Here is a 22,358-nt window from a genome sequence, read left to right on the forward strand (position 1 = left end):
AAATTTAATACCAATAGTCCCATCTATCGGTGCAGTTAATAGATTCCTATTTAATTCCAGAAAATCGAGTTGGATCTTTACAAAGATTCATTTGGCTCAACTAATGGGATTAAAAGTGCCATAATTAAGGAATATGCTGTTCAAGCTTTAGATATTCGGCGAATTGTTCTCTGTCTTCATCCTCCAGAAATATTGGCACTAGACAATTAAATACTACAAGTTGTATTATAAATTTAGTTTTGAACTACAAATACTACAATGTTCTCGACGATCGGCAAATTCTCTTCAACCATTGATAGCATGATGCATTGTCAACCGAGCAAGGGTTCAGGCAGAATACCTGGCACGTATGCGTTTGAGAGAGCGTATCGGTTATTAGTGGCTCAATATGCAAGTGAAAGCATTATAGGAGCGATCGCTCTAGCGTTCAATCCACATCGAATAATCGACAGCGGGAGGTGCAACTGTCTCATAGCGCCCATAACTAGGGAAAAAGTACCAACGACCTGACCCCCGCTCCTGATAACCAGAGGTGGGGGTTATTTTTATGAGGAGTTTTTTACACATGCAAGTCCAGCAGCAAACTCAACAACCACACATACTACAAAATTCGGTGGTGGTATTCTCTAAGAACTACCTACCATTGGCACGCATCAACATCAAACGAGCAATAGTACTGTTAGTGACTGGTCAAGCAGAATCATTGGATTTTGGCAGTACAAAGCAGTGGGAAGTCCGTTCGCCCAGTGTTGTACTACAAGTTCCGGAACACATCCGTTTGACAACGGGTAATCCAGAACGACACTGGAAAGTACCTCCTGTGAATCGTCGTGAAGTACTCAAGCGCGATAATCACACTTGCCAATACTGTGGTAGTGGTAAGCGTTTAACCCTTGACCATGTGATTCCTCGCTCCAAAGGTGGACAGCACACCTGGGATAACGTTGTTACGGCTTGCGAGAAGTGCAACTCAACTAAAAGCGATCGCCTACCTCATGAAGCTTCTATGGTACTCAAAACCAAACCCAAAGCTCCAATTCACCCCGCCGTCGCCTTTGCAGAGCATTTTTGGAGCGTACAACGCCTGAATGAAAACGAGTAATTCATTCGGCTATGTCCGTAAACGGCAATATACACCTATTCCAACAAATGTAGAGACGTTGCATTGCAACGTCTCTCATATTTTTTCGTCAGAGTGGTATAGAAACAAACCTTAATTGTTACAATCCTGGCAAAATCAGAGGGGATTCATATAATTATCAAATCCATTAAATACTTCTCAAGTACGTGAAAAAAACAAAAGTATGGCTATTAACGATACTCGTTGTAGGAATAGTAGCAATCAATATCATCGCCGGACATAGCAATACCCTCAAAGCTGCTTCATCTATAGGAAAAGACACCCTAACGATGATTACTTCACCAGATTATCCGCCTTATGAGTTTTATGATACTAAAAGCGGTGAAAATCAAATTGTTGGCTTTGATATAGATATTGCCAAAACCCTGGCTGAAAAACTAGGGTTTAAACTTAAAATCATGGAATCAGATTTTAATGGCTTAATTCCTGCACTCCAAGCAAATCGAGCAGACTTTGTGATGGCAGGGATGACTCCAACTCCAGAACGTCAAAAAAATGTTGATTTTTCAATTATTTATTACGAAGCTAAAGATACGATTGTGGCTGCTAAGGGTAGCAATCTGAAACAGCCGCAAGACTTATCAGGAAAAAAAGTTGGAGTGCAACTAGGAACCATACAAGAACAAAATGCTAAAAAGATTGCCGAAAAAGTTACAGGTATTCAACTAAAGCAACTCAACAAAGTGCCGGAGGTAGTTCAAGAAATCAAATCTCGGCGAATTGATGCGGCAATTGTTGAGGATACCGTAGCGAAAGGATTTGCCCAAGCTAACCCAGATTTAGAGTTTAATGTTATTCCTTCAGAAGAAGCAAGTGGATCGGCGATCGCTTTTCCTAAAAATTCTAATTTAGTCGAACCTTTTAACAAAGTCCTGCAACAAATGAAGGACGATGGCACGTTAAATAAGCTAACAAATAAGTGGTTTTCCCAAAACATTATTACCGATACTAAATCGTCAACTCCTACCAAAACCGGATTAAATCTCGACTTCACAAGAATCTTTCCAGATATTCCCTTTATTCTGCGGGGAATTCCTTTAACTTTGTTGTTTACACTATTATCTGTAACTTTAGGCTTAATCTGGGGAACAATACTTTCTCTATCAAAAATTATCGGCATCAAGCCACTTACCTGGGTTGCAAATGCTTACACCTCTATCTTCCGAGGCACACCCTTGCTGTTACAATTGGCGTTGGTTTATTACGCAACACCCCAACTTACAGGCTATGACATTTCGGCATTGGAAGCAGGAGTTTTAACTTTTACCCTAAATTCTGGCGCTTATATGTCGGAAACCATTAGAGGTGGAATTCAAGCTGTAGATAAAGGACAAACTGAAGCGGCTTTGTCTATGGGTGTTCCCTATCGGTTGATGATGTGGGATGTGATTTTACCCCAAGCCTTGAAGAACATTCTGCCAGCATTAGTAAATGAAACTATTGGACTTTTGAAAGATTCAGCTTTGGTATCAACAATTGGTGTGGTAGAAATATTACGCAGTGCCCAAATTGTTGGCGCAAATAAATATATTTATTTTGAACCATTGCTATTTGCAGGATTAATTTATTATGTTTTGGTCATGGGTTTGACCTTCGGCGCATCCACTTTAGAAAGGAGATTACGGCAAAGTGAGTAATGCAGTAATTCGCACGGAATTCTTGTGTAAATCCTTTGGTCAACTCGACGTACTTAAAGATATTTCTACCCAGATTTATCAAGGCGAAGTCGTTGCCATATTAGGGCCTTCTGGTTCTGGTAAGTCTACCTTTTTGCGATGCATGAATTTGCTAGAACAGCCCACCAGAGGCAGAGTTTATTTTCAGGAGCAAGAAATCACTAATCCTAAAGCAAATATCGCTAAGGTTCGTCAACATTTGGTGATGGTATTTCAACATTTTAATTTGTTTCCCCACATGACAGTGCTGCAAAATGTCACCTACGCACCCATCAAGGTGAAAAAAATAGATAAGCAAAAAGCAGAGAAACATGGTTTAGAATTGCTGGCAAAGGTAGGTTTAGAGCCGAAAGCCGATGTTTACCCATCCAAATTATCCGGGGGACAGAAACAGCGGGTAGCGATCGCCCGTGCATTAGCAATGGAACCAGAGATGATTTTGTTTGATGAACCTACCTCTGCTTTAGATCCAGAAATGGTAAAAGACGTGCTGGAAGTGATGAAAGGTTTAGCCTTATCTGGAATGACAATGGCGATCGTTACTCATGAAATGGGTTTTGCTAGGGAAGTCGCCAGTAGAATTATGTTCCTCGATCGCGGAACCTTAGCAGAAGATACTGCTCCGAGTGAGTTTTTCCAAAATCCTAAATGCGATCGCGCCAAGCAATTCTTAGAAAAAATGCTTTAAAAGTAACCAGATTGCAGGTAGTTACAGCCTTTTTGATCGTATTGAAACACAATATCCGCCCTGCAATTCGATTGCATCGCCCTGCAACTCAATTGCATCGCCCTGCAACTCAATTGCATCGCCTCGCAACTCAATTGCATCGCCTCGCAACTCAATTGCATCGCCTCGCAACTTGATTGCATCGCCCTGCAACTTGATTGCATCGCCTCGCAACTCAATTGCATCGCCCTGCATAGGCGATTAATTGCGTCTCTACTCAATACGCGCTTCAGTACTCAGTGCCTTTCATTAGACCTCTTGCAAAAGTGCTTTCTGCACTTTTGTGAGAAAAGGGAAAAGGTTAAAGCGAAAATACCAAACTTTCCACCTTTCCCCTTCCCCTTTTCCCGACTTCTGCAAGAAGTCTATTGCACACAGGTAGGGTTGCTACCAGGAGTGGCATCAGGATAAAAGGTGCGGACGCCGCCATTTCTCCTCACAAACACTGCTTGAAACGTATTACCCTGATCAGTTACAGTCCAATGACAAACAGTATTAGTCGAACTGGTATTAGGGTTATTTTTATAAGCTAAAGCTGCTTGGCTGAGAATTTCTTCAGCACTGAGGGTATAAGCAAAACCTTTGATAGAGGATTGAGAAGTACTATTGCCTACCTTAACAATGGCACCAATAGTATAAACAGCATTCGGAATAACTTCTTCATTCGATGTGTTGTTATTTAGTCGTCCAGCTAAACCCTTTTCTTGAAGCTCTAGATAACGACCAACAAAGTGCAATCCACCTATTGAACTTCCCGCTACAGGTTCTCCACAGAAAACATGGTCAAAACCCTGTGCATTAAACCAGACGTTAGTCAAATCAGCTAAGAATTGTGCATCAGAAGTGCGTCCCGCAACCAAATATCCACCTACATATTGTTTAATGTTTGCCAAAACAGTAGGATTATTATTCATCATCAGCTGAAAGTTAGAAGGGCTGACAACTGTGCCAGGTTGTCCGCAAAGATCGGTGACTGCTCGATCGAAAGTATTCAGCGTTGGAGCAGGGGGAGTGACATCTGCTGGGCTACCGTATGCTAGTCCAGATACAGGATTATTGATATTGTCAAAGAATGGAACAGAACCAGCAGGTAAAGAGGGGGAACCAGAAGACCCATAATCAGTAATTTCAATATCATCAATGTTAGTTCTGTTAGAACTTCCATCAGTTTTGCGGACTTCGCAGCGAACTATGCCAGAAATATTAGGTGTGAAAGTTGCAGTTTGAAGAGTTTTAGAGCTTGTTGTAACTATTGAACCTACTGCTGTCCATGAGGTGCCGCTAGTAGTCGAACACCACAATCCCCATGTGGTGCTGGCATCATTACCATATTTGGCATGTTTGATTGTAACTGTGCCAGCACCTGTGGTGCGATCGAATTTCATTGTAATTTTGCCACTGTTACGAACGCGGACAGATTGCGCTCCGTTTTTGACATCGCTTGAAGTGTTCCCAATTAGCGCCTCATTCAAATTCCAAACGCCTGAACTGAGATTGACATCAGCCGCAGCATAAGCTCCTTTTTGGCCTGACTCAAACCCCTCTGAAATTGTGGCGCTAATTGCTCGGAAGACAGTAAATGAAAGCAGGAAGGCCGCTCCTCCTGCTATTTTCAATGGTAAACTAAATTTCAGCATACTCAACAAAATTAAATATTCAACTACTAGTTTTAAAGTTGATTGGTTATCTGCTGATTAACCTTTTTTAAAATAGTTTTTAACCCTGTGCTTTCATTTTTTGTGAAAACACAGGGTTAAATAGCGCAGAAGATCTATTCGGGAGCGATCGCCATCTACAAAAGCAGAGATTGAACAGTCAAATCCTTCAAGGTGATGGTGAAGTGACGCTGTTCTGCTGTGGCAATGAATGAGACAATTGTTTCACATGCTACAGCAACAGTTAAGATTACTAAATTTCGCGCCAACGGATAATCACAAACATCATCATTCACCTCAGAAGGAACGCGATAAACGTCATTCCAAATCACTTCTGCATAATCAGCCGCTAGTCCAACATGAAGACAAGGAATGCTAAATTTATCGGCATAATCTTTGACTATTTTACGTGCGACGCTATTATCAAAAACATCGATAATTAATTGACTATCTTGGAGTAATTGATTTACATTTGCTGATGTCAATTCTTTTGTTTTCGCATCAACTTTAGTACCAATTCCTCGATATAAATTGTTTGCCAAAATTTTCGCTTTGAATGCTCCAACATCAGAACGATAGTAAGGCTGGGTAGAAAGATTGCGTTCCTCAATACGATCGCGATCGATTACCGTCAGTTTCTCAAAACCAGACCGAGCCAAGTTTTCCGCAATATTAGCTCCTAATGCTCCCGCCCCACAAATAGTTACAGGGTAGTTTTTCAACTTTGCCATCACAGCATTGCTGCGGTAAAGCTGTTCGTGAAAAAAGACGCTCATTTGATTTTAGATTGTGTACTCAGTATTAAACCTGTTTTACTTCTGACTTCTGAATTCTGAATTCTGAATTCTTCTTTCACTACTCTTGTTGTTCGATAACAGCAACCAAGGATTGCAAGTCGAAGTCGCGATCGTATCCACTTAGGCAAATACCAGAACTGATTACAGTCAAATCAGTTTTGGCGATCGCACTACTGTGGCGAACACCATCAGCGGTTGTCCAATCTACTGTCCAATAGTCGCCGCGATCGTGAAAGTGCTTTAGTTCGCCGCCACCCATCTGCAATGCTTTTCTCAGCCGTCTTTCATCCTGTTGGGGTTGATCGAAGCCTTCAATGCGCTGTGTTGCTAATTCATACACCGTGCGAATTTCTGGAGTGATGCCTTTGAATTGCAATTCTTCAACAGGGATGAGTTGCTTAACGGCAGATTGTAGAGTTTCAACAATAGCCGGATCGGTGCGGCGATCGATTTCTTCAAACCAACACGACTTTCCATTCCAACGCGCAACGATCTGGTCAAAGATGATACCTTCGGTTACTAGATGAATGGCGATCGGTTTAACCACCTGCAACCGTTGACGCATATCTGCTTCATTCACGGGGTATGCTAACCAAGTTTGTCCCCGCAATTGGTGTGCTAACCGCAGCCGTATTTGGGGAAAGTGTTGCAAATATTCGGCAATTTGGGGTAAATCAGCCTCTTCCACAACCGTGGCTGTCTTCTCATCGACAGGCTGAAAGATTCCCCAACCTTGAAATTTACTAGGCTTTGGGGTGAAGGTGTAGACCATTCCTGCTACTTGCGTGCGAACTCGTCCACCTTTTACACAAGGTGCAAGAAATTGAGTGTTACGCAACTGTGCTTCTGCGTTAGCAATTTCATTGATTAGCTTAAATATATTAGTCATAACTAATATTAATTATTTAAAATAACACTACAAATACAACATTAAAAAACTAGATAAAATCTAATTTTTTTAATTACGAATTACGAATTATTCTGCGTGCAAGTTGGTGGAGCATTGCGTTTTCTTAGTTACTAGAGGGACTCCGCTGGTGAGTTGTTACACACTCTTTCAAAGATGGCTACTTCTAAGCCGACTTTCCAGGTTCTTCGCACTCCCCGTTTACAAACGCCCACTGCATTTGGCAGTGTTACCTTTCCTCTCGTACTAGTATGTAGGCTCCACGAATTGGGGCACGCATGAGATTATTATACTACAGTATTATTTTAGGCCCAGATATAGAACTCATATTTAATTTTTGAACAAGATTTCAGATAAAACGGGCTTTTCAGTCTCACGATCTTTTCACAAATCAAATCGGGTTTTATATGGTATGGTATTTTCAATATTAATTGGTTAACTTTATTAGTACTTACGTATTGAGAGAGACAACCAACTGTGGCTTACCTCTTGTTACAAGGCAGAGCCTTGTAACGAGGCAGGACAAGACTTTTAGCTGAACAAGCCTACCATCTACATGATGGTCAATGTGTAAAGTGCGTAAGTCTTATTTACACACAAAAAACCACTTAAATACTTTGTTTTTTCAAAAAATCTACTTTAACACTAACAATGCAGTCAAAAATAGAGGCAAAACCAAGGCTATCGGGTGTTGATTTGTGCCGAGGAATTGCGGCATATGCAGTTGTCTTAGTACATTCAGGCGATGCAACTTGGGGTCGTGTAAGTTACTTTTCCCAACAGATAGAATATCTATTTAGTTTTGCTGTTCCCTTTTTCTTAGCTGCATCTTTTTACTTCATGATTTGTAAGTTTAATGCTGACTTTTCATTAGCTTATTGGAAAGCAAGATGTCGGCGTCTCCTAATACCATATATTGTTTGGACAGTTATTTATGTAATTGCCAAAATAATTATGTTTTCAGCATTAAATCAAAAAGAAGAATTAAACGATCTATTACAAAATCCTTTTTTAATTATATTTTATGGAAAAGCATCATTACAACTATACTATTTACCTCTATTGCTAGTAGGTACTTCGCTCATAATATTTGCAAATTACTTCGCAAAACCGAAAATTGGACTTAAAATATTAGCTAGTTTGTCTGTGTTGAGCCTCATCCTCTACAACCTGCTTTTAATTACTGGAAATACAGTATATTTAAATAAAAGTATAGCTTTTAAGAATTTATTTAATCTAGTGAATTACGATCCTTCTAAAAATGAGTTTGTGAGGTTTATATCTATAGAATTAGCATGGTTAGTGAGGTGTTTACCTTATTTTTTTATTGCAATGACTTTAAGGTATTTACTTCTTAAAACCAACTTTTCATTGTTGCGTGTGAAAATTATATATGCTTACTTGCTATTAGGTTTATTTATTGTTGCTGACGTTTATAGTAACCCAATACTTACTGGTTTTCGGGAAGTTTTTCTGGGATATTCTTTATTATTATACGGTATTGTTTTATCGAATTACTTGAAACAAAACAGCGTAATAAAAAATTTAGCATTATGTTCTTTTGGAATTTACTTGATACACCAATTTGGAATTAATATTATGGAGATTTTTCTAAAGAAAACTCAACCTCAGTTATTAGAGGAAGTAACTTTTATTTCTCAATTAGCATTTTCTATACCCACTTTTCTCATGAGTTGGTTAGCTGTATTCATTCTGATGAAAAATAAAAGGATTGCTAAGTACCTATTTGGTGTTTAGCAACAAATTAAATTAGTTAATAATAAGTTCAATTTACAGAATTTACTATAACTTTGTAAATCAATAAAAGTGAGAATATATGATGGAATAAGATCGGGATGCGTCATGAGTAACCATAACGCACCCTGATGTACTCTACTTATCTTCTCGCACAGGCAACGGCATGTCCAAAATCTCCATCAGCAAATCCAGACGAGAGGGGCGCGTTAGGAGTGGGACGAGGTTCGGCAAGCTGTAGTAGTCACCCTCGAAGGTGAAGGTATCTACTGGTACTTGCTGCTGCTTCAATTGGCTCTCTACCCAGTTGTAATGACTACCTACACGGACAATCACCACATTAGGCATGACTGCAAATTCTCGGCAATAGGTCTTGTAAACTTCACCGAAGTAAGGAGCCGCATTTTCGCCTTCATCCGTCACCAGAATAATTTGGTCAACAACCTGCTTCTTCTTCCGCATTGCTTCCAACGCAGAACCGATGCTAGTACCACCGCCTGCATTGATGTGCTGGAAAGCACGCTCCCAGTCGGTTAACTCCTTGCCCTTTGCCGTGACAGCGTAAGGAATGGTGTCGAAGGCGTAGACAAACAGTTCTGCTTGAGCGATCCCAGAGATTAAGGCACCGAGTTGCTTACCAAGTGCGATCGCATTTTCCATTGAACCAGACTTATCTACCAGTAAGGCAGTTGGACGAGCGATCGCACCACGCCGTTTTACCTGTTCGTTGGTCACTTTTTCCAAACGTGCAACGGTGTCTGCGTCTAAATCTGCGGTGTCTGCGGCAACCTGAGCTTTGAATGCTGCCACACGTCCACTTTTAGAAGCTTCTTCCAGCTTTGAATCAATCAACTTCTTGACTTCTGGATGATCCATTGCACCTCTAGCCTGGAGTGACTTGAGGTTATTGATGGTTTCCTGGGGAGTCATGCTGTTGATTAAAGCCACCAGCACAACCGGTGTGAGTTGTTTGATTGCACCGATCGCGATCGTATATGGAATGTTAAACTCCACAATCAGCCGCGCTTGTTCTGTGGCACTTTCCGCCTTAGCAACCCGCTTGAGGATATCTGCTAAGGAACCCTCTGGCGGAGTATCGCGAAACAGAATCGCATTTGCTCGTTCATTTGGTTTGATGTGCAGCGAAGCATAGAGGTGCTTCATTGCCTTACGACCCCGCAGCGCAGCGCGATCGAACAAAGCCGGATTGCTTTCTCGTGTCTTCAGGTAACGCCGTACAGCAGTCCGAGCCGAACGAGGCACTTTATTTTGCTGCTGTTTCATAAAGTCCACTACACGCGCCACCTGATAAGGTGGAAACTCTTGCAGCATAATAAATCCGGCGTCGCGGTGTTCAATCAAATTGCTGGTTAGCAAATGAGCAATAAACACTTCCTTGTGGTCGCGGACATCACCATAACGCTGATACCAGACTGCCAAGTGTCCGTAGAAAATAGGATCGAGTTCAACAATTAACTTGTGAATTTCTGCGACTTGCTCAAGTTTGCGGTGAGGAGTTGTCAGCAAACTATTGAGCATTTCTAGGCGCAGGTCACGTTCTGCGATATTCATAGTAACCTCCTTTAAGAATTTTGGATTTTGGATTTTTGATTTTGGATTGCAATCAAAAATCCAAAATTGTAGGAGGCAGATGTTGCACGCGGGGCGATTGAGTCACCGCGCAAGTTGTAGAAGCATTGTGTTTAACTTATTCAGAGTTATGTAAGCTTCTGCGATCGGGGCGCGGCAACAACTGCCAAGTGGTTGGAGGAAGGGGCAGAGGAGCAGGGGAGAGAAAGAATAAGCAATGCCCAATGCCCATTGGTGTCAACTTAAGTTAGAACTGGCTTAACTGTTGGCTTCCTCACCCGCCTAGAACTAAAGTTCCAGGCTAAAAGTTAAAGTCATCTAAAGATGACTAAAAATTTTTGGGTATACCCAGTCATCTTCAGATGACTTTCGCTATGAGCAAGGAACTTCAGTTCCTTGCGGGACATCGGTTCTACGTTAAGTTGACACCAATGCCCAATGCCCCATACCCAATTCTGTTAAGTCAAAGAAACAACTGCTCCTGCTTCCTCTAACTGTTGTTTGAGAATTTCAGCTGCTTCCTGATTCAATCCTGTCTGAACCACTTGAGGCAGAGATTCCACAAAGTCTTTTGCTTCTTTAAGTACCAAGCCAGTCACCGTCCGGATGACCTTGAGTAAGGCAATCTTTTTCTCTGCTAGAATCGATACCAACAAGACATCAAATTCCGTTTGAATCTGCGGTTGAGTTTCATCCTCATCTCGCTTGTCAATCTGAAGGAATTTCGGTGTGGATACATCGACATTGAAAGTAGCTTCAATCTGCTTTACTAATTGACTAGTTTCATTAACATTTAGAGACTTAATTTGTTCTAAAATTTCCAAAGTTTTTACAGACATATCAGCCTCGAATCATACCAAATAGAAATAATTAGTTTTGTTTTGCTTTACAAAAAACAGCTTTGTAACTACAGCAGATTTCAAGTAACGTCAAACGAATAACCTCAGCTATGTAGAATATAAAACTTTTTTATTACTGAATTCTGACTCCTGAATTCTGGATTCTGAATTCTGAATTCTTATTTTTAATCACTTCGTGCAAGTTGAAAAAGCTGTTGATTCACACACGGGATTTGAACCCGTAATTCCTCGATATCCAATCAAGTGCCTTACCATTCGGCTAGTATGTAAGCTTTTTCGGTTAGGGCACGAAGTGAAAATTTTAGTTCTGAGAAAGTTTATTTAAAATAAATCGAATCTCTTTCTTACTACACTGCTGTTTCCTAGCAGCGTAAATTCTTCTACCGTTATGCCATGAAGCAGCATACAAATGAATGAAACCTTTAAGAACATCTCTTACATAGTCAGTTGATGATGGGAAATCTTCAAAGGTAATTAGATACCAAATCTCGTTCAGCTTCTGATATTGATGACGATCGTCAACAATCAAAACATCAGTTTGCTTTGGCTTTTGCTTCTGCTTTCGAGGCGTTTTTTCGACTGCACAAAGAATTCCAGTCTCAGGATGAATGTAGAAGCGATCGCCATAGCTTCCAGCTAAGAGATTTCGATAACCTTGGTAAGGCTTGCTATAAACATTACCATCTATTATTTCTACATATCGCTCAACGTAGTCCCACAAATGACCAATAACATGCTGTCCTGCCATTGTTTTGGCATCTAATCGTTGAGACAGTTCGCTGTAAACATCATTCCACGGCTGTCCCACTTTCGAGCGCAAAAACCGACGCAACGGGCCGAGATGATCTGAAAGATATTTTGATTTATTTCTTGGTTTAATTAGGTAGCAATTAAATAATCCATCCTCGGTTGCTTCTTCGGTGAGTTTGTTTAATTGCTTTTTAAAACCACTCAACTTTTTGAGGCTAATTCTTCTACCACAGCGAGGACGCTCAATTACAATCTCGCTCAAACGATGTTCGCTCATATCTCAAGTTGTTTAAATATAGTTCTGGCGATCGAGTTTTGATTAAACATAAATTTGCGAACATCATTGAACTCACCTCCGTATTGATAATTGAATTAGGGTTAATAGATAAATACAATTTAAATAATTGGAATTCCGCACAAGTTAGCAAAGCAGTTTTCACAGTTGCCTTTACCAATTTGGCCACGCTTCCATAAGTGGAAGCGGCAGGAATTGAACCTGCAATCCGTTTCCGGATAGTAGTGTGTATGCTTTACAAGTTAGGGCGCGGAATTAATTCTTCAATTAATCCGTACAAGTTTAAGAAGCTTTTTACAGCTTACGGTCGCTCTTACCAATTATTAGCAGTGGGCACGTATGCTAAATCTGCGAGAGATTTAGAAATCATACTTCGCTAGTTTGATCGCTCGAATTTTACTACCTTAGGGCCGTTATAAATGTGTATGTATGCTTCTTCTGTCAGGGCACGGATAAATAAAATGTTTTAACCGTAAACAGCTTCAGGGCGCACAATTAAATCGCCACTGGGGCGCCGATCTACTACGTAAGCAGAAAGGCGATCGCTATTGACATCTAAATGCCGCGCAACTCGTTCCTTCACTGCCAGATCGTTCATATTTGCTGTGATTCCCAGTTGTGTTTCAACAACATCAACAGAACGTCCTTCAAATCGAATATGAACCATCACAATCACCTCTTTTTTAATTACCAATTACGAATTATTTAGTGGATCTGATCGGAATCGAACCGATACCTTCCTTGTGAGAGTTACACTCACACCTCGTGCAAGTTGAAAAAGCTGTGGTAACACACGCAGGAATCGCACCTGCAACTTTTCGTTTAAGAGACGAATGCTCTACTTTTGAGCTAGTATGTAAGCTTTTTCTGTCAGGGCACAAGTGAATCCAGGCGCTCTACCATTAGAGTTACAGACCCAAGTTTGTTTGGTCAGTGGAGTCGTCGGGAATTGAACCCGAATCCTGCAACCGTCCGTTTGTTGGTTTCGGAGCAGGCGAACGCCAATCGCGACCCCAAAAAGTCGTAGCTATTCGATTTTCTTGGTTCTGAGATGTTTTGCCTTCGCCTCTTGGGGAGGCTTTTGTTTTCATATTACATTTGTAATACATAAGTTACATCGTGTCAAGGGGATACTACAAATTTTTTGGCTTATGAGACAGCCAGTAGTATGAATTTACAAAAAGTTTCAATTATTACAATTCCTAGCCAGGGAATTGGCGGAGGTCATGAAAGTTAGCAGCGTGGGGTTATGGTGTTGTAAACATGACTAGAAGGAAGCTAAAGTCTAAAGCTACCATAGTTAAAAAACTATTATTTTTTGGGAAATAAAAAATATAAGAGTATAAAATTTGCGCTTGGTTGGTTTCATCAATTTTGAGGACGAACAACCAATATTGACGGTCAGCTAAAGTTTGAATAATTTAGAACAGTCCTTATCTTCTAATCCCAAATTGGCAAAAGAAGTATTAGGGACTTCCAACAAATAAATTGTCCAATCTTGTGGGGTAGCTATCTTACCCGTCTTTTGTAGCAGGCAGCAGAGATGCTCGCCTCACAATTAGTCATTGGATAATCTCAGAATGCAACCTACTTAAAAAAAGGCACAACATAAATGTCAGACCAATTTACGTTTACCGTAACCAACAATACCGACTTAGCAATTACAGAACTGTGGGCATCTCTCGATGATGATGAATGGTCTCAATTTACCCTTGCTGAAGAAGGGATTCCTGTGGGTGAAGCAGTAACAATCGCTTGGGCGGAATATACGAATGATTCACCGTGTGAATGGTATATCTCTGCCGTATTTGAAGATGATTCAGAAAGTGAGTCAGCCTTATTTAACTTCTGTGAAGAACCAGATTTAGTATTTGGATAAATTATTCTGTCATGTGTTAAACGTTGACTATTGGCTGTTAACATCAACCACCGATATTTTGTAAAATTTAAATAGGATTGCTATACAGCAATCCTAAATCATTCGTGAAAACTCTCACAATAGAGACTTTGCATTGCAACGTCTCTACAAAAAATTTTAGGGGTGGTTATGTAACCACCCCTTTATTCCCCTCATATTAGAATTTAATTCCAACACCCTTTGTAGGATGTATATTTTACTTTGAAATATTAACTAAACTTTCAACTTGAGAACTAGCCAAGGTTGGTGCTGTAAAAATACGTGAGTAGAGACTTGATGGTTGCTGCTGAGCAACAACTGGTAGAACTTGACGAGCATGAGCAGCTAATTCTACTGTCTTGACATCATAAGTCTGCGTTGCCAACTTGGGATAGAACCCGATACCGATAATTGGTAGCAGCAGACAAGCGGTGATGAACAGTTCGCGGGGTTTGACATCAGATACTACAGCATCCAAGTGCAACTCTTGATTTTGGTTTCCGTAGAACACTTGACGCAGCATCGACAGTAAGTAAATCGGTGTCAAAATCACGCCCACTGCTGAGAGCAACACAACTACAAGTTTAAAGCTAGAACTGTAAACATCACTGGTGGCGATACCCAGGAATACCATCAACTCACCGGCGAAGCCACTCATCCCTGGTAAAGCGAGAGAAGCCATTGAGCCAGCGGTAAACAGAGCAAAAGTTTTGGGCATTACCTTCGCTATTCCACCCATTTTATCCATCATCAAGGTGTGGGTGCGATCGTAAGTTACACCAGATAAGAAGAACAAGCTAGCAGCAATCAAACCGTGAGAAACCATTTGTAGTACTGCGCCGCTAATGCCGAGTTCTGTGTAAGAGGCGATTCCAATCAGCACAAACCCCATGTGGGCAATTGAAGAGTAAGCTAAGCGACGCTTGAGATTGGTTTGAGCAAAGGCACAGCAAGCACCGTAGACAATGTTCACTACACCCAAAATCGCCAGTACTGGAGCAAAGTAAACATGGGCATTAGGCAGCATCTCAACGTTGATGCGGATGAGAGCGTAACCGCCCATTTTCAATAACACACCAGCTAAAATCATCGAACCAGGTGCTGATGCTTCACCGTGAGCATCAGGTAGCCAAGTGTGTAAAGGGAAGATTGGCAGTTTTACACCGAAGGCAATCAAGAAACCTGCGTAAACTAATAGTTCAAGAGCTTTAGGATATTCTTTCATTCCCAGAGTCGCCATATCGAAGGTGACTGTATCTCCTGAGAATGCCATTGCAAAACCAGCTACTAAGATGAATATCGAGGCAGCAGCAGTGTAAAGAATAAATTTGGTGGCTGCATAGCGACGATTTTGTCCTCCCCAGATGGAAATCAGCAGGTAAACCGGCACTAACTCGATTTCCCACATTAAGAAGAACAACAGCAAATCTTGAGCAACAAACACGCCAAGCTGGGCGCTGTACATCGCTAACATCAAACCGTAAAATAATCGCGGCTTGTTGGTAACTTTCCAAGCCGCGAATATTGCGAGGGTATTGATTAAGCCTGTTAGAAGTACCAAGGGCATCGATAATCCATCAACCCCCACAGCCCAATGTAAACCTAACTGCGGTACCCAAGAATAGTTTTCCATAAGTTGGAGCGTTGAACTTTGGAAGTCGTATTTATACCAAAAGGTATAAATCATCAATGCGAAATCTGCAAAAGCAACTCCTAAAGCGTACCAACGGACGGTTTTACCCTCTTTATCTGGGATTAACGGGATGGCTAAGGTAGCCACCAACGGCAAGACAATTATGGCTGTTAACCAAGGAAATTCCATAGCATTCATCACTTCTGACAATCAATTTTACTTTTCGCTTTTAATTACATTATATTAAGCAGTTTGTACTTTTGTAAACGAATTTTGACTTGGGGAGAGTAAATTTAAGATTTTGATAGTAATAAATACTTATCTATAGCTACTCTAGACAATTCTAAATGTAAACTTTTACAACGTCAACAAAAAACGGCAGCATTAGCCACCGTCCTAAGTTATGTTTTACTCGATTTTGGATTGATGAGCGTTGGCTCAGATTTCAAACAATACGGTTGACAATTGTCCAGACTTCACCATCTGAGCGGACGTGAGGAACAGAGATTGTCTTGAACCCAGTAATGAAGGGCTTGTAATAGACTTGCCAATACATGGGACTAAGCTCATCGGCGCAAGCTTTGAGTAGCCGGATTTCTGTAGCTAGTTCTGCTGCGAGTTGATTAATGCGTTGAGCGTGAACCTGAGCTACTTTTTTTGCTTCCTCTAGCTGCTGCTGTTGAGTAAGTTGTTTTGATTCAATTTGCCAACGGGCTAATTCGGCTTGTTTTTGCTGTAGTTGCAATTCCAGTGCTGCAACTGCATCATCTATCCCCCTGAGTTCAGCAGATAATTGGGGATTTTCTCTAGCTTGGCGACGGTAAGCCTCAACCATTGCCAGGGGTGAATCATTTTCGCCGATCGCATCATTATTAATAGTAAGTGCAGCGCGTTCTTGCTGGAGAGCGTGAATTTGAGACTTAAGCGCCGCTATTTCAGCTTGAATTCGATCCATAAGGGGAGTGGGGGATAGGGAGTGGGGAGCAGGGGAGGCAGGGGGAGCAGGGGAGATGAGGGGATAGGGAAGTGTGGGGAGTGTGGGAAGTGTGGGGGAAAGATTTCTTCCCCATCCTCCCACACCTCCCACCCCTCCCACACTTCCTCCTTGCCCCATGCCCCCCTGCCCCATGCCCAATGCTCATTTTCTAACTTTTTGCGCCTTGGATATCCAGAGAAAGCGATCGCACATTGGCTATAATTCCTTCTTGTTCCCAAGCATTGGACATGGCTGCTTCTACAGCCTGTGAGTGTAACTCATCTGTCAAAGCTAAGAGTGTCGGCCCTGCACCACTAATCACCATGCCATAAGCACCAGCCGTTACAGCTGCTAGATTCACAGCATCGTAACCAGGAATTAGAGCTTTACGATAGGGCTGATGCAATTTATCTTGCAAAGCCGTTTTTAACCATTCTGCTTTACCAGTCTCCAAGCCACGCAATAATAAACCCAAGTGTGCAGTATTGAAAATCGCATCTGCACGACTGACTTCCGTTGGCAGAACCCGCCGCGCTTCGGAAGTCGAAAGTTCAAAATCAGGAATAGCTACAACTGGTATGATATCTTGATGCCACGGAACATCACAAATTTCCCAACCTGCGCCACCAGAAGCAGCCAAGCGACATCCACCCAACAAAGCTGGAACTACATTATCAGGATGTCCTTCCATTGCGATCGCTAATTCCATCACCTGTGACTGACTTATCGGCGCACCCTCAAGTTGATTCGCCGCCACTAACCCACCAACAATTGCTGTTGCTGAACTACCCAAACCCCTCGCTAGCGGTACACCCAGTTGAATTTCAATTTTTACCGATGGTGGTGTTTGCTCTATATGCTGATAAAATCTGATAAACGCTTGGTAGAGAAGATTGCTTTCATCGGTTTGTACTCGTTGAGCTTCTTCACCTGTGACAGCGATCGTTAAGCCACCCTCTTCCACACGAGTGAACTTGAACTGGTTGTACAGCTTTAAAGCTGCACCGATGCAATCAAAACCAGGCCCCAAATTAGCGGTTGTAGCGGGAACAGTAACAGTGACACCAGAAACAACAGACATCTGCAAATAATCCCTAATCAATCAACTAGCATCCCACGGAAAGGACTAATTTGTTCATTTGGTTTTATAAGTAAACAGGGTAGCACAGCTGTGCTACCCTGCCATGCATTGAATTTAAACGAAAATCCCTATTTTACCAATTCTCTAAATTCGGCAACAAATTCAAACGTCAAAACCTATATTCTGCTGAAATTTCTTAATTTTGAATTTTGAATACTTCGGCTACGCTCAGTACAAGTTTTGAATTTTGAATTGGTATTATTTCTTCCCTAGATTGCAATACTTTGTGCAATTTTTGAGGGGAGAAGGTAAGTGTAAGGTTGAGAAACAGATGCATTGCGGACAGATATTTTTGTTTCGATTTCTTGAAGATTTGTCTGAAATTTTTGGAATGCCTGCTTTGCTACAGGATCGGAGAAAGGATTTTTTAAAGTCACTAGAGATTTGCTGGAGTATGGTGGCGCTATAGTTAAAGCTTTGACGAGGACGATTTGCACAATAGATTGCAAGCGATTTGGCAACCTTTCGGGAAGTGCTGCTTTGTTTTGGCTTTCAGATTTAAATAGATCTAAGAAAGGTTTGTAAATAGCAAATGGGTTATTAGGAATCCATGCTGCATAGTCATATTGACCAAAATTAAGAGCTGAATGCTGAGCAGTTGCCGTAAAAATAATGATGGTAGCAATCTCAATCAAATCATCTAATGTATTTAGCTGATTAGATTTATCAGGAGCCAGCAGTCCTTTAATGTTGCCATTATCGAGCAGTTCGTCTTTCCAGTTTTGCAGCTGGCGATCGCGGATGATTTCTGCATCATTTTTGTAATGCGATCTTAAAACATCGTCCACATAATTATTGATAGCATTCCAAGCTAATAATGCATCATCACGATAGTAGTAGTTTGGTATATCATCAACCTCACGTTTTCCTAAATCATAAGGCAAAGCTAACTCGTAAAAATTTAATCCTTCTGTTTGATTTTCGCTTGCTTCCCCGTTATGGTTGATACCGTTATATGCTCTATCTAAAGCCCTATTATAACCTACATAACCCACCGATCCTGTATTATCAAATAAACCACCCCTACCAAGGAACACATTACGAGCCATATTATTGATGGGCAAGGTGTTAAAAAAGTGAGGCTTTAACAGTTGATATAAAATGTGTTGTGGCGATAGTTTTCGATTTGTAGTTACTGCAAAAGGCTCAATAATTAGATGTGTATAGAGCAAGTGAGAAATCATCCCTTGGTAAGCAGCATCAGCGCCAGCTACAGCTAACTTAGCTACTGCCCATTCTTCGGGTAGTGAGTTGGGAGTAAAGATTTTTTTAATTATATCATTGTTAGTTTTTTCCTCTAACTGTATGGCGATGGGAACAAGTTGTTTTTGCTCATCTACATAAAAAAGACTAATTGGAGATTGGATGTATCTTCCTAATTGGTCTGATAATTCAGCAGTGGTAATGTTATCGAAAATTGGATAATTCAAGATGAACAAGCGATTTTCTACCAATGCTGATGTCAGGTCGATGTTCTTACCTCTAACTGGGTTAATTATTTCATTGGTAACTGCAAATTTACCACCAGGGTTAATATCTTCAATCTTGCATTTGCGTATCAATATTGGATTCATTCCGTTGAGACGCTGGCGACCAAATTCTATATCTGACTGCCAATTTTTAGCTACATCTGGTCTTTGGAAAAATGTCCAATGTTTAAAGAATTCATTCAATTCTTCAAGGCTGTTCCAGTTATTAAAATCAGCGAAAATTTTTATTAATCCAAAGTCTGCCGTACCTGTAAAGACAATTTCGCCTTTTTTAAACTTGTCCCAAAGGTAAGGAAATAAATGTAGAAATTGTGCTGTCAGTAAACCTATTACACCCTTAATAGCAGTAAATAGAAAAACGAAGATTTTGAATATACTAAATCCTTCTCCCCTGGGAACACCTTTGACATGGCCTGGTAAGTTCTCATAAGTTCGCTCCCATTGGTAACGGCTTTCTATATTCTGCGAAATTTGTTGATTTGTTTGAGTATCGTTGAGTGACGTAAAATCTTTGACCGTGGTTGTTTTAGAGTAATTCATTATCTAGAATTCCTGGATTCTCAACTACTAAAAACGGTGTAAAAATCAAGCTTTTTAGGTATAATACTTGCGTTTTTACTACCTTAGCCACAAATTATGCTGTATTTTCAGCAAAACTATTTAAGTGAAATTACTTAAGAAGTATTAAATAATGTTTCGACGTTCACGATAACTACTCGGATTCAGGAGATAGTATTCAGTTAATTTGCTTATACGGTGCGCTGCGATCGCCAACAAAATCTCTACTTTACCGACACAAAATACAACAACTGCTAATTAAGATTTACAGCTAGTAAGGCTTAACACTGATATAGCGCTTTTACGTAAATGAAGCACGGAATACAACACGCAGCAGGATAGCACATAAGTACTATCCTACAGGCTGTATTATACTTACAGCAGATTTCCAGTTAATCAAGTACATTATCTAGGTCTAAAAGCTAGGCTCAGAGTTGATTGTAATTCTGAATCCTGCTGTAAATTACTTCAAAGTTCCTAAAACGGTTCCTAAAACGGGCGTTAACTCAGTTTCTGGGATTTTTGTCGGAACCAAAAACCTATTGGCGTAAATGTGGGGATTTGTCTGCGAAGCTATGGCATAAGACTGGCGAATGCGAGCGTTAACTGCGACAGTCTTGACATCGTACATCTGCATAGCTGCCTTGGGGTAGAAGCCAATACCGATAATTATCAGCAGAAAACACGCAGCGATAAATACTTCACGAGGTCTGGCATCGTCGTAGACTGCTTCTTCTGGCACGAGGCAGTCTGTACCAAAACAAACTGTTCCCTCATCTTCTTGATTTTCCAAGCTTGCATTATTAATGTCGCATAGAAGTGCTGCATCTTGACCATAAAATACCTGCCGCAGCATGGAAAGTAAATAGATGGGTGTGAGGATGACTCCGACTGCGGCGAGGAAAACCGTTACAGTGCAGAAAGTTGAAGTGTAAACGTCGCTGGTTGTGATGCCAAGGAAGACCGAGAGTTCGCCAGCAAAGCCGCTCATACCGGGGAGAGCCAAGGATGCCATCGCTGAGATTGTAAATAGAGCAAAGACTTTGGGCATGGCTTGACCAATACCACCCATATCTTTCATGACCATAGTATGGGTGCGATCGTAAGTAACACCCGCCAAGAAGAACAGCACCGATGCAATCAAACCATGTGAGATCATCTGTAACATCGCGCCGTTGATTCCTAAATCAGTGAAGGATGCAATACCCAGCAGTACAAATCCCATGTGTGAAATCGACGAATAAGCCAAACGCCGTTTCATATTGGTCTGAGCAAAAGAGTTCAACGCACCATAGATAATGTTGACAACCCCCAGAATTGTTAGAACGGGTGCAAAATAAATGTGTGCATCAGGGAGCATCTCAAGATTGAGGCGAATAAGTCCGTATCCGCCCATTTTGAGCAACACACCAGCCAAAATCATCGACACAGGAGAGGATGCTTCACCGTGAGCATCAGGCAACCAAGTATGCATCGGGAAAACAGCCAGCTTGACACCAAAGGCAATCAACAACCCTGCATAAAGCAACAATTGTAGATCGAGGGGGTATTCTTTCATGGCAAGTGCGGTGATATCAAAAGACATATTACCGTCACCGTATAGACCCATTGCTAGGGCTGCCACTAGAATAAATATCGAAGCTGCTGCTGTATAAAGCAAGAATTTTGTTGCTGCGTAGCGGCGTTTCTGTCCACCCCAAATGCACACTAATAGGTATACGGGAATTAGTTCTACTTCCCACATGATGAAAAATAGTAGCAAGTCTTGGGCAACGAACACGCCTATCTGTGCGGAATACAGCACAAGCATCAGAAAATAAAAAAGGCGGGGTCGGTGATTAACTTGCCAAGCTGAAAACATCGAGAGTGTGGTGACTAATCCTGCTAGAAGCACAAGTGGAAATGAAATTCCATCGACCGATACTGCCCAGTTCAGGCCTAACTGAGGTACCCAGGCATAGTTCTCCACGAGTTGAAAACTAGCACTGCTCGCATCGTAATGCTCCCAAAAGGCGTAACACATCAAGCCAAAGTCTGCGATACCTACACCCAGTGCATACCAACGCACGCGCTTGCCATCTTTATCAGGCAGCACAGGGATGAGTAGGGAAGCAATGAGGGGCAGCAAGACAATCGCGGTAAGCCAAGGAAATCGATCCGCTATCATCATGTGTGTAGGAATAAATACTTATCTGTGAATGATGTCATTCTACTAAAGTTTGTAACAATCTCTTCATAAGTCTTTACCCTGGATAAGCATAGACGGATCTATAAGTGCTTGGACAGTTAAAGTTTTGAGTAGAGAAAAATACCCGCTGCCTTTTCTAAGGTGATAGCGGGTATTTTATATTTCTCTGCGTTGCCAATGAACGTACCCAAGCGATCGCCAGATACTGAAATGATTAAGTATTAGTAAAGATATTAATATTTTGCAGAGATACTAATTATTAAATTCATTTTTGTATTCGATGTTTCAGCAATATTCTGTGAAGTTTGGTTCAAATATAAAG

The 22,358-nt window shown here is 41.2% G+C and carries 20 protein-coding genes, 1 tRNA gene and 1 other annotated feature; of the genes, 6 read left to right on the plus strand and 15 right to left on the minus strand.

Features of this window, described 5'->3' with window-relative positions; translation table 11 throughout:
- Positions 1 to 69 precede the first annotated feature (69 nt).
- The 4 genes from NSTC745_RS06500 to NSTC745_RS06515 all read left to right on the plus strand — a co-directional run bounded on the left by NSTC745_RS06500 (position 70) and on the right by NSTC745_RS06515 (position 3,505).
- Positions 70 to 210 carry a hypothetical protein gene (locus tag NSTC745_RS06500; protein WP_445636419.1) on the plus strand — a complete coding sequence of 47 codons (141 nt, stop codon included), beginning with the start codon at positions 70 to 72 and terminating at the stop codon, positions 208 to 210.
- Positions 211 to 547: 337 nt separating this feature from the next.
- The gene (locus NSTC745_RS06505) at positions 548 to 1,102 is read left to right on the plus strand and encodes an HNH endonuclease (RefSeq protein ID WP_445636420.1); all 555 of its coding nucleotides are present in this window, start codon (positions 548 to 550) and stop codon (positions 1,100 to 1,102) included.
- Between the two features lie 185 nt (positions 1,103 to 1,287).
- Positions 1,288 to 2,778 (plus strand): ABC transporter permease subunit, encoded by a 1,491-nt coding sequence (locus tag NSTC745_RS06510; protein WP_445636421.1) that lies wholly within the window; start codon positions 1,288 to 1,290, stop codon positions 2,776 to 2,778.
- On the plus strand, positions 2,771 to 3,505 hold the full coding sequence (locus NSTC745_RS06515) for an amino acid ABC transporter ATP-binding protein (protein WP_445636422.1): 735 nt from the start codon (positions 2,771 to 2,773) through the stop codon (positions 3,503 to 3,505). Before NSTC745_RS06510 ends, NSTC745_RS06515 begins: the two co-directional genes overlap by 8 nt.
- Before the next feature lie 21 nt (positions 3,506 to 3,526).
- Here NSTC745_RS06515 and NSTC745_RS06520 read toward each other — a convergent pair whose 3' ends face one another.
- The 4 genes from NSTC745_RS06520 to NSTC745_RS06535 form a co-directional block, all read right to left on the minus strand.
- Positions 3,527 to 3,739 carry a hypothetical protein gene (locus NSTC745_RS06520; RefSeq protein ID WP_445636423.1) on the minus strand — a complete coding sequence of 71 codons (213 nt, stop codon included), beginning with the start codon at positions 3,737 to 3,739 and terminating at the stop codon, positions 3,527 to 3,529.
- Between the two features lie 170 nt (positions 3,740 to 3,909).
- Positions 3,910 to 5,181 (minus strand): EndoU domain-containing protein, encoded by a 1,272-nt coding sequence (locus NSTC745_RS06525; RefSeq protein ID WP_445636424.1) that lies wholly within the window; start codon positions 5,179 to 5,181, stop codon positions 3,910 to 3,912.
- A 155-nt stretch (positions 5,182 to 5,336) separates the two neighbouring features.
- Positions 5,337 to 5,975, minus strand: a complete 639-nt coding sequence (locus tag NSTC745_RS06530) for a ThiF family adenylyltransferase (protein ID WP_445636425.1) — start codon at positions 5,973 to 5,975, stop codon at positions 5,337 to 5,339.
- Positions 5,976 to 6,054: 79 nt separating this feature from the next.
- Positions 6,055 to 6,885: a hypothetical protein gene (locus NSTC745_RS06535; protein ID WP_445636426.1), complete on the minus strand. Its 831-nt coding sequence runs from the start codon at positions 6,883 to 6,885 to the stop codon at positions 6,055 to 6,057.
- A 145-nt stretch (positions 6,886 to 7,030) separates the two neighbouring features.
- Positions 7,031 to 7,086, minus strand: a sequence feature (23S ribosomal RNA rRNA prediction is too short).
- A gap of 468 nt (positions 7,087 to 7,554) precedes the next feature.
- On the opposite strand from NSTC745_RS06535, the gene NSTC745_RS06540 reads away from it, so the two are divergent.
- On the plus strand, positions 7,555 to 8,661 hold the full coding sequence (locus NSTC745_RS06540; protein ID WP_445636427.1) for an acyltransferase family protein: 1,107 nt from the start codon (positions 7,555 to 7,557) through the stop codon (positions 8,659 to 8,661).
- 135 nt (positions 8,662 to 8,796) lie between these two features.
- On the opposite strand, the gene NSTC745_RS06545 is transcribed toward NSTC745_RS06540, so the two are convergent.
- The 6 genes from NSTC745_RS06545 to NSTC745_RS06570 form a co-directional block, all read right to left on the minus strand.
- Complete coding sequence (locus NSTC745_RS06545) at positions 8,797 to 10,230, minus strand: vWA domain-containing protein (protein WP_445636428.1); 1,434 nt, start codon at positions 10,228 to 10,230, stop codon at positions 8,797 to 8,799.
- Between the two features lie 476 nt (positions 10,231 to 10,706).
- Positions 10,707 to 11,087 (minus strand): 50S ribosomal protein L7/L12, encoded by a 381-nt coding sequence (gene rplL / locus NSTC745_RS06550; protein ID WP_445636429.1) that lies wholly within the window; start codon positions 11,085 to 11,087, stop codon positions 10,707 to 10,709.
- A 221-nt stretch (positions 11,088 to 11,308) separates the two neighbouring features.
- A tRNA-Ser gene (locus tag NSTC745_RS06555) sits at positions 11,309 to 11,377 on the minus strand.
- Between the two features lie 32 nt (positions 11,378 to 11,409).
- The gene (locus NSTC745_RS06560) at positions 11,410 to 12,135 is read right to left on the minus strand and encodes a hypothetical protein (RefSeq protein ID WP_445636430.1); all 726 of its coding nucleotides are present in this window, start codon (positions 12,133 to 12,135) and stop codon (positions 11,410 to 11,412) included.
- 484 nt (positions 12,136 to 12,619) lie between these two features.
- Positions 12,620 to 12,820 carry a hypothetical protein gene (locus NSTC745_RS06565; RefSeq protein WP_445636431.1) on the minus strand — a complete coding sequence of 67 codons (201 nt, stop codon included), beginning with the start codon at positions 12,818 to 12,820 and terminating at the stop codon, positions 12,620 to 12,622.
- A 241-nt stretch (positions 12,821 to 13,061) separates the two neighbouring features.
- Entirely contained in the window at positions 13,062 to 13,244 is a 183-nt protein-coding gene (locus NSTC745_RS06570) for a hypothetical protein (protein ID WP_445636432.1), read from the minus strand.
- A gap of 521 nt (positions 13,245 to 13,765) precedes the next feature.
- Between NSTC745_RS06570 and NSTC745_RS06575 the strand changes: the two genes are divergently transcribed.
- Entirely contained in the window at positions 13,766 to 14,032 is a 267-nt protein-coding gene (locus NSTC745_RS06575) for a hypothetical protein (protein ID WP_445636433.1), read from the plus strand.
- A gap of 235 nt (positions 14,033 to 14,267) precedes the next feature.
- On the opposite strand, the gene NSTC745_RS06580 is transcribed toward NSTC745_RS06575, so the two are convergent.
- From NSTC745_RS06580 to NSTC745_RS06600, 5 genes are all read right to left on the minus strand, one after another.
- On the minus strand, positions 14,268 to 15,881 hold the full coding sequence (locus NSTC745_RS06580; RefSeq protein ID WP_445636434.1) for an NAD(P)H-quinone oxidoreductase subunit 4: 1,614 nt from the start codon (positions 15,879 to 15,881) through the stop codon (positions 14,268 to 14,270).
- Between the two features lie 247 nt (positions 15,882 to 16,128).
- On the minus strand, positions 16,129 to 16,638 hold the full coding sequence (locus NSTC745_RS06585) for a hypothetical protein (protein WP_445638545.1): 510 nt from the start codon (positions 16,636 to 16,638) through the stop codon (positions 16,129 to 16,131).
- 190 nt (positions 16,639 to 16,828) lie between these two features.
- A complete protein-coding gene (gene thrB / locus NSTC745_RS06590) occupies positions 16,829 to 17,740 on the minus strand; it encodes a homoserine kinase (RefSeq protein WP_445636435.1) in 912 nt (303 codons plus the stop codon).
- A 269-nt stretch (positions 17,741 to 18,009) separates the two neighbouring features.
- Positions 18,010 to 19,830, minus strand: coding sequence for a lipoxygenase family protein (locus tag NSTC745_RS06595; protein WP_445636436.1), 1,821 nt, complete (start codon positions 19,828 to 19,830; stop codon positions 18,010 to 18,012).
- A gap of 481 nt (positions 19,831 to 20,311) precedes the next feature.
- Positions 20,312 to 22,015, minus strand: a complete 1,704-nt coding sequence (locus NSTC745_RS06600; protein WP_445638546.1) for an NAD(P)H-quinone oxidoreductase subunit 4 — start codon at positions 22,013 to 22,015, stop codon at positions 20,312 to 20,314.
- Positions 22,016 to 22,358 lie beyond the last annotated feature (343 nt).

This window comes from Nostoc sp. DSM 114161, assembly GCF_052692665.1.

Bases quoted from the DNA above. Each gene is read 5' to 3' on its own strand.
- NSTC745_RS06505 (WP_445636420.1), top strand. From the start codon at position 548: ATGAGGAGTTTTTTACACATGCAAGTCCAGCAGCAAACTCAACAACCA.
- NSTC745_RS06520 (WP_445636423.1), bottom strand. From the start codon at position 3,739: ATGCAGGGCGATGCAATTGAGTTGCGAGGCGATGCAATCAAGTTGCAG.
- NSTC745_RS06525 (WP_445636424.1), bottom strand. From the start codon at position 5,181: ATGCTGAAATTTAGTTTACCATTGAAAATAGCAGGAGGAGCGGCCTTC.
- NSTC745_RS06530 (WP_445636425.1), bottom strand. From the start codon at position 5,975: ATGAGCGTCTTTTTTCACGAACAGCTTTACCGCAGCAATGCTGTGATG.
- NSTC745_RS06535 (WP_445636426.1), bottom strand. From the start codon at position 6,885: ATGACTAATATATTTAAGCTAATCAATGAAATTGCTAACGCAGAAGCA.
- NSTC745_RS06540 (WP_445636427.1), top strand. From the start codon at position 7,555: ATGCAGTCAAAAATAGAGGCAAAACCAAGGCTATCGGGTGTTGATTTG.
- NSTC745_RS06545 (WP_445636428.1), bottom strand. From the start codon at position 10,230: ATGAATATCGCAGAACGTGACCTGCGCCTAGAAATGCTCAATAGTTTG.
- rplL (WP_445636429.1), bottom strand. From the start codon at position 11,087: ATGTCTGTAAAAACTTTGGAAATTTTAGAACAAATTAAGTCTCTAAAT.
- NSTC745_RS06560 (WP_445636430.1), bottom strand. From the start codon at position 12,135: ATGAGCGAACATCGTTTGAGCGAGATTGTAATTGAGCGTCCTCGCTGT.
- NSTC745_RS06565 (WP_445636431.1), bottom strand. From the start codon at position 12,820: ATGGTTCATATTCGATTTGAAGGACGTTCTGTTGATGTTGTTGAAACA.
- NSTC745_RS06570 (WP_445636432.1), bottom strand. From the start codon at position 13,244: ATGAAAACAAAAGCCTCCCCAAGAGGCGAAGGCAAAACATCTCAGAAC.
- NSTC745_RS06575 (WP_445636433.1), top strand. From the start codon at position 13,766: ATGTCAGACCAATTTACGTTTACCGTAACCAACAATACCGACTTAGCA.
- NSTC745_RS06580 (WP_445636434.1), bottom strand. From the start codon at position 15,881: ATGAATGCTATGGAATTTCCTTGGTTAACAGCCATAATTGTCTTGCCG.
- NSTC745_RS06585 (WP_445638545.1), bottom strand. From the start codon at position 16,638: ATGGATCGAATTCAAGCTGAAATAGCGGCGCTTAAGTCTCAAATTCAC.
- thrB (WP_445636435.1), bottom strand. From the start codon at position 17,740: ATGTCTGTTGTTTCTGGTGTCACTGTTACTGTTCCCGCTACAACCGCT.
- NSTC745_RS06595 (WP_445636436.1), bottom strand. From the start codon at position 19,830: ATGAATTACTCTAAAACAACCACGGTCAAAGATTTTACGTCACTCAAC.
- NSTC745_RS06600 (WP_445638546.1), bottom strand. From the start codon at position 22,015: ATGATAGCGGATCGATTTCCTTGGCTTACCGCGATTGTCTTGCTGCCC.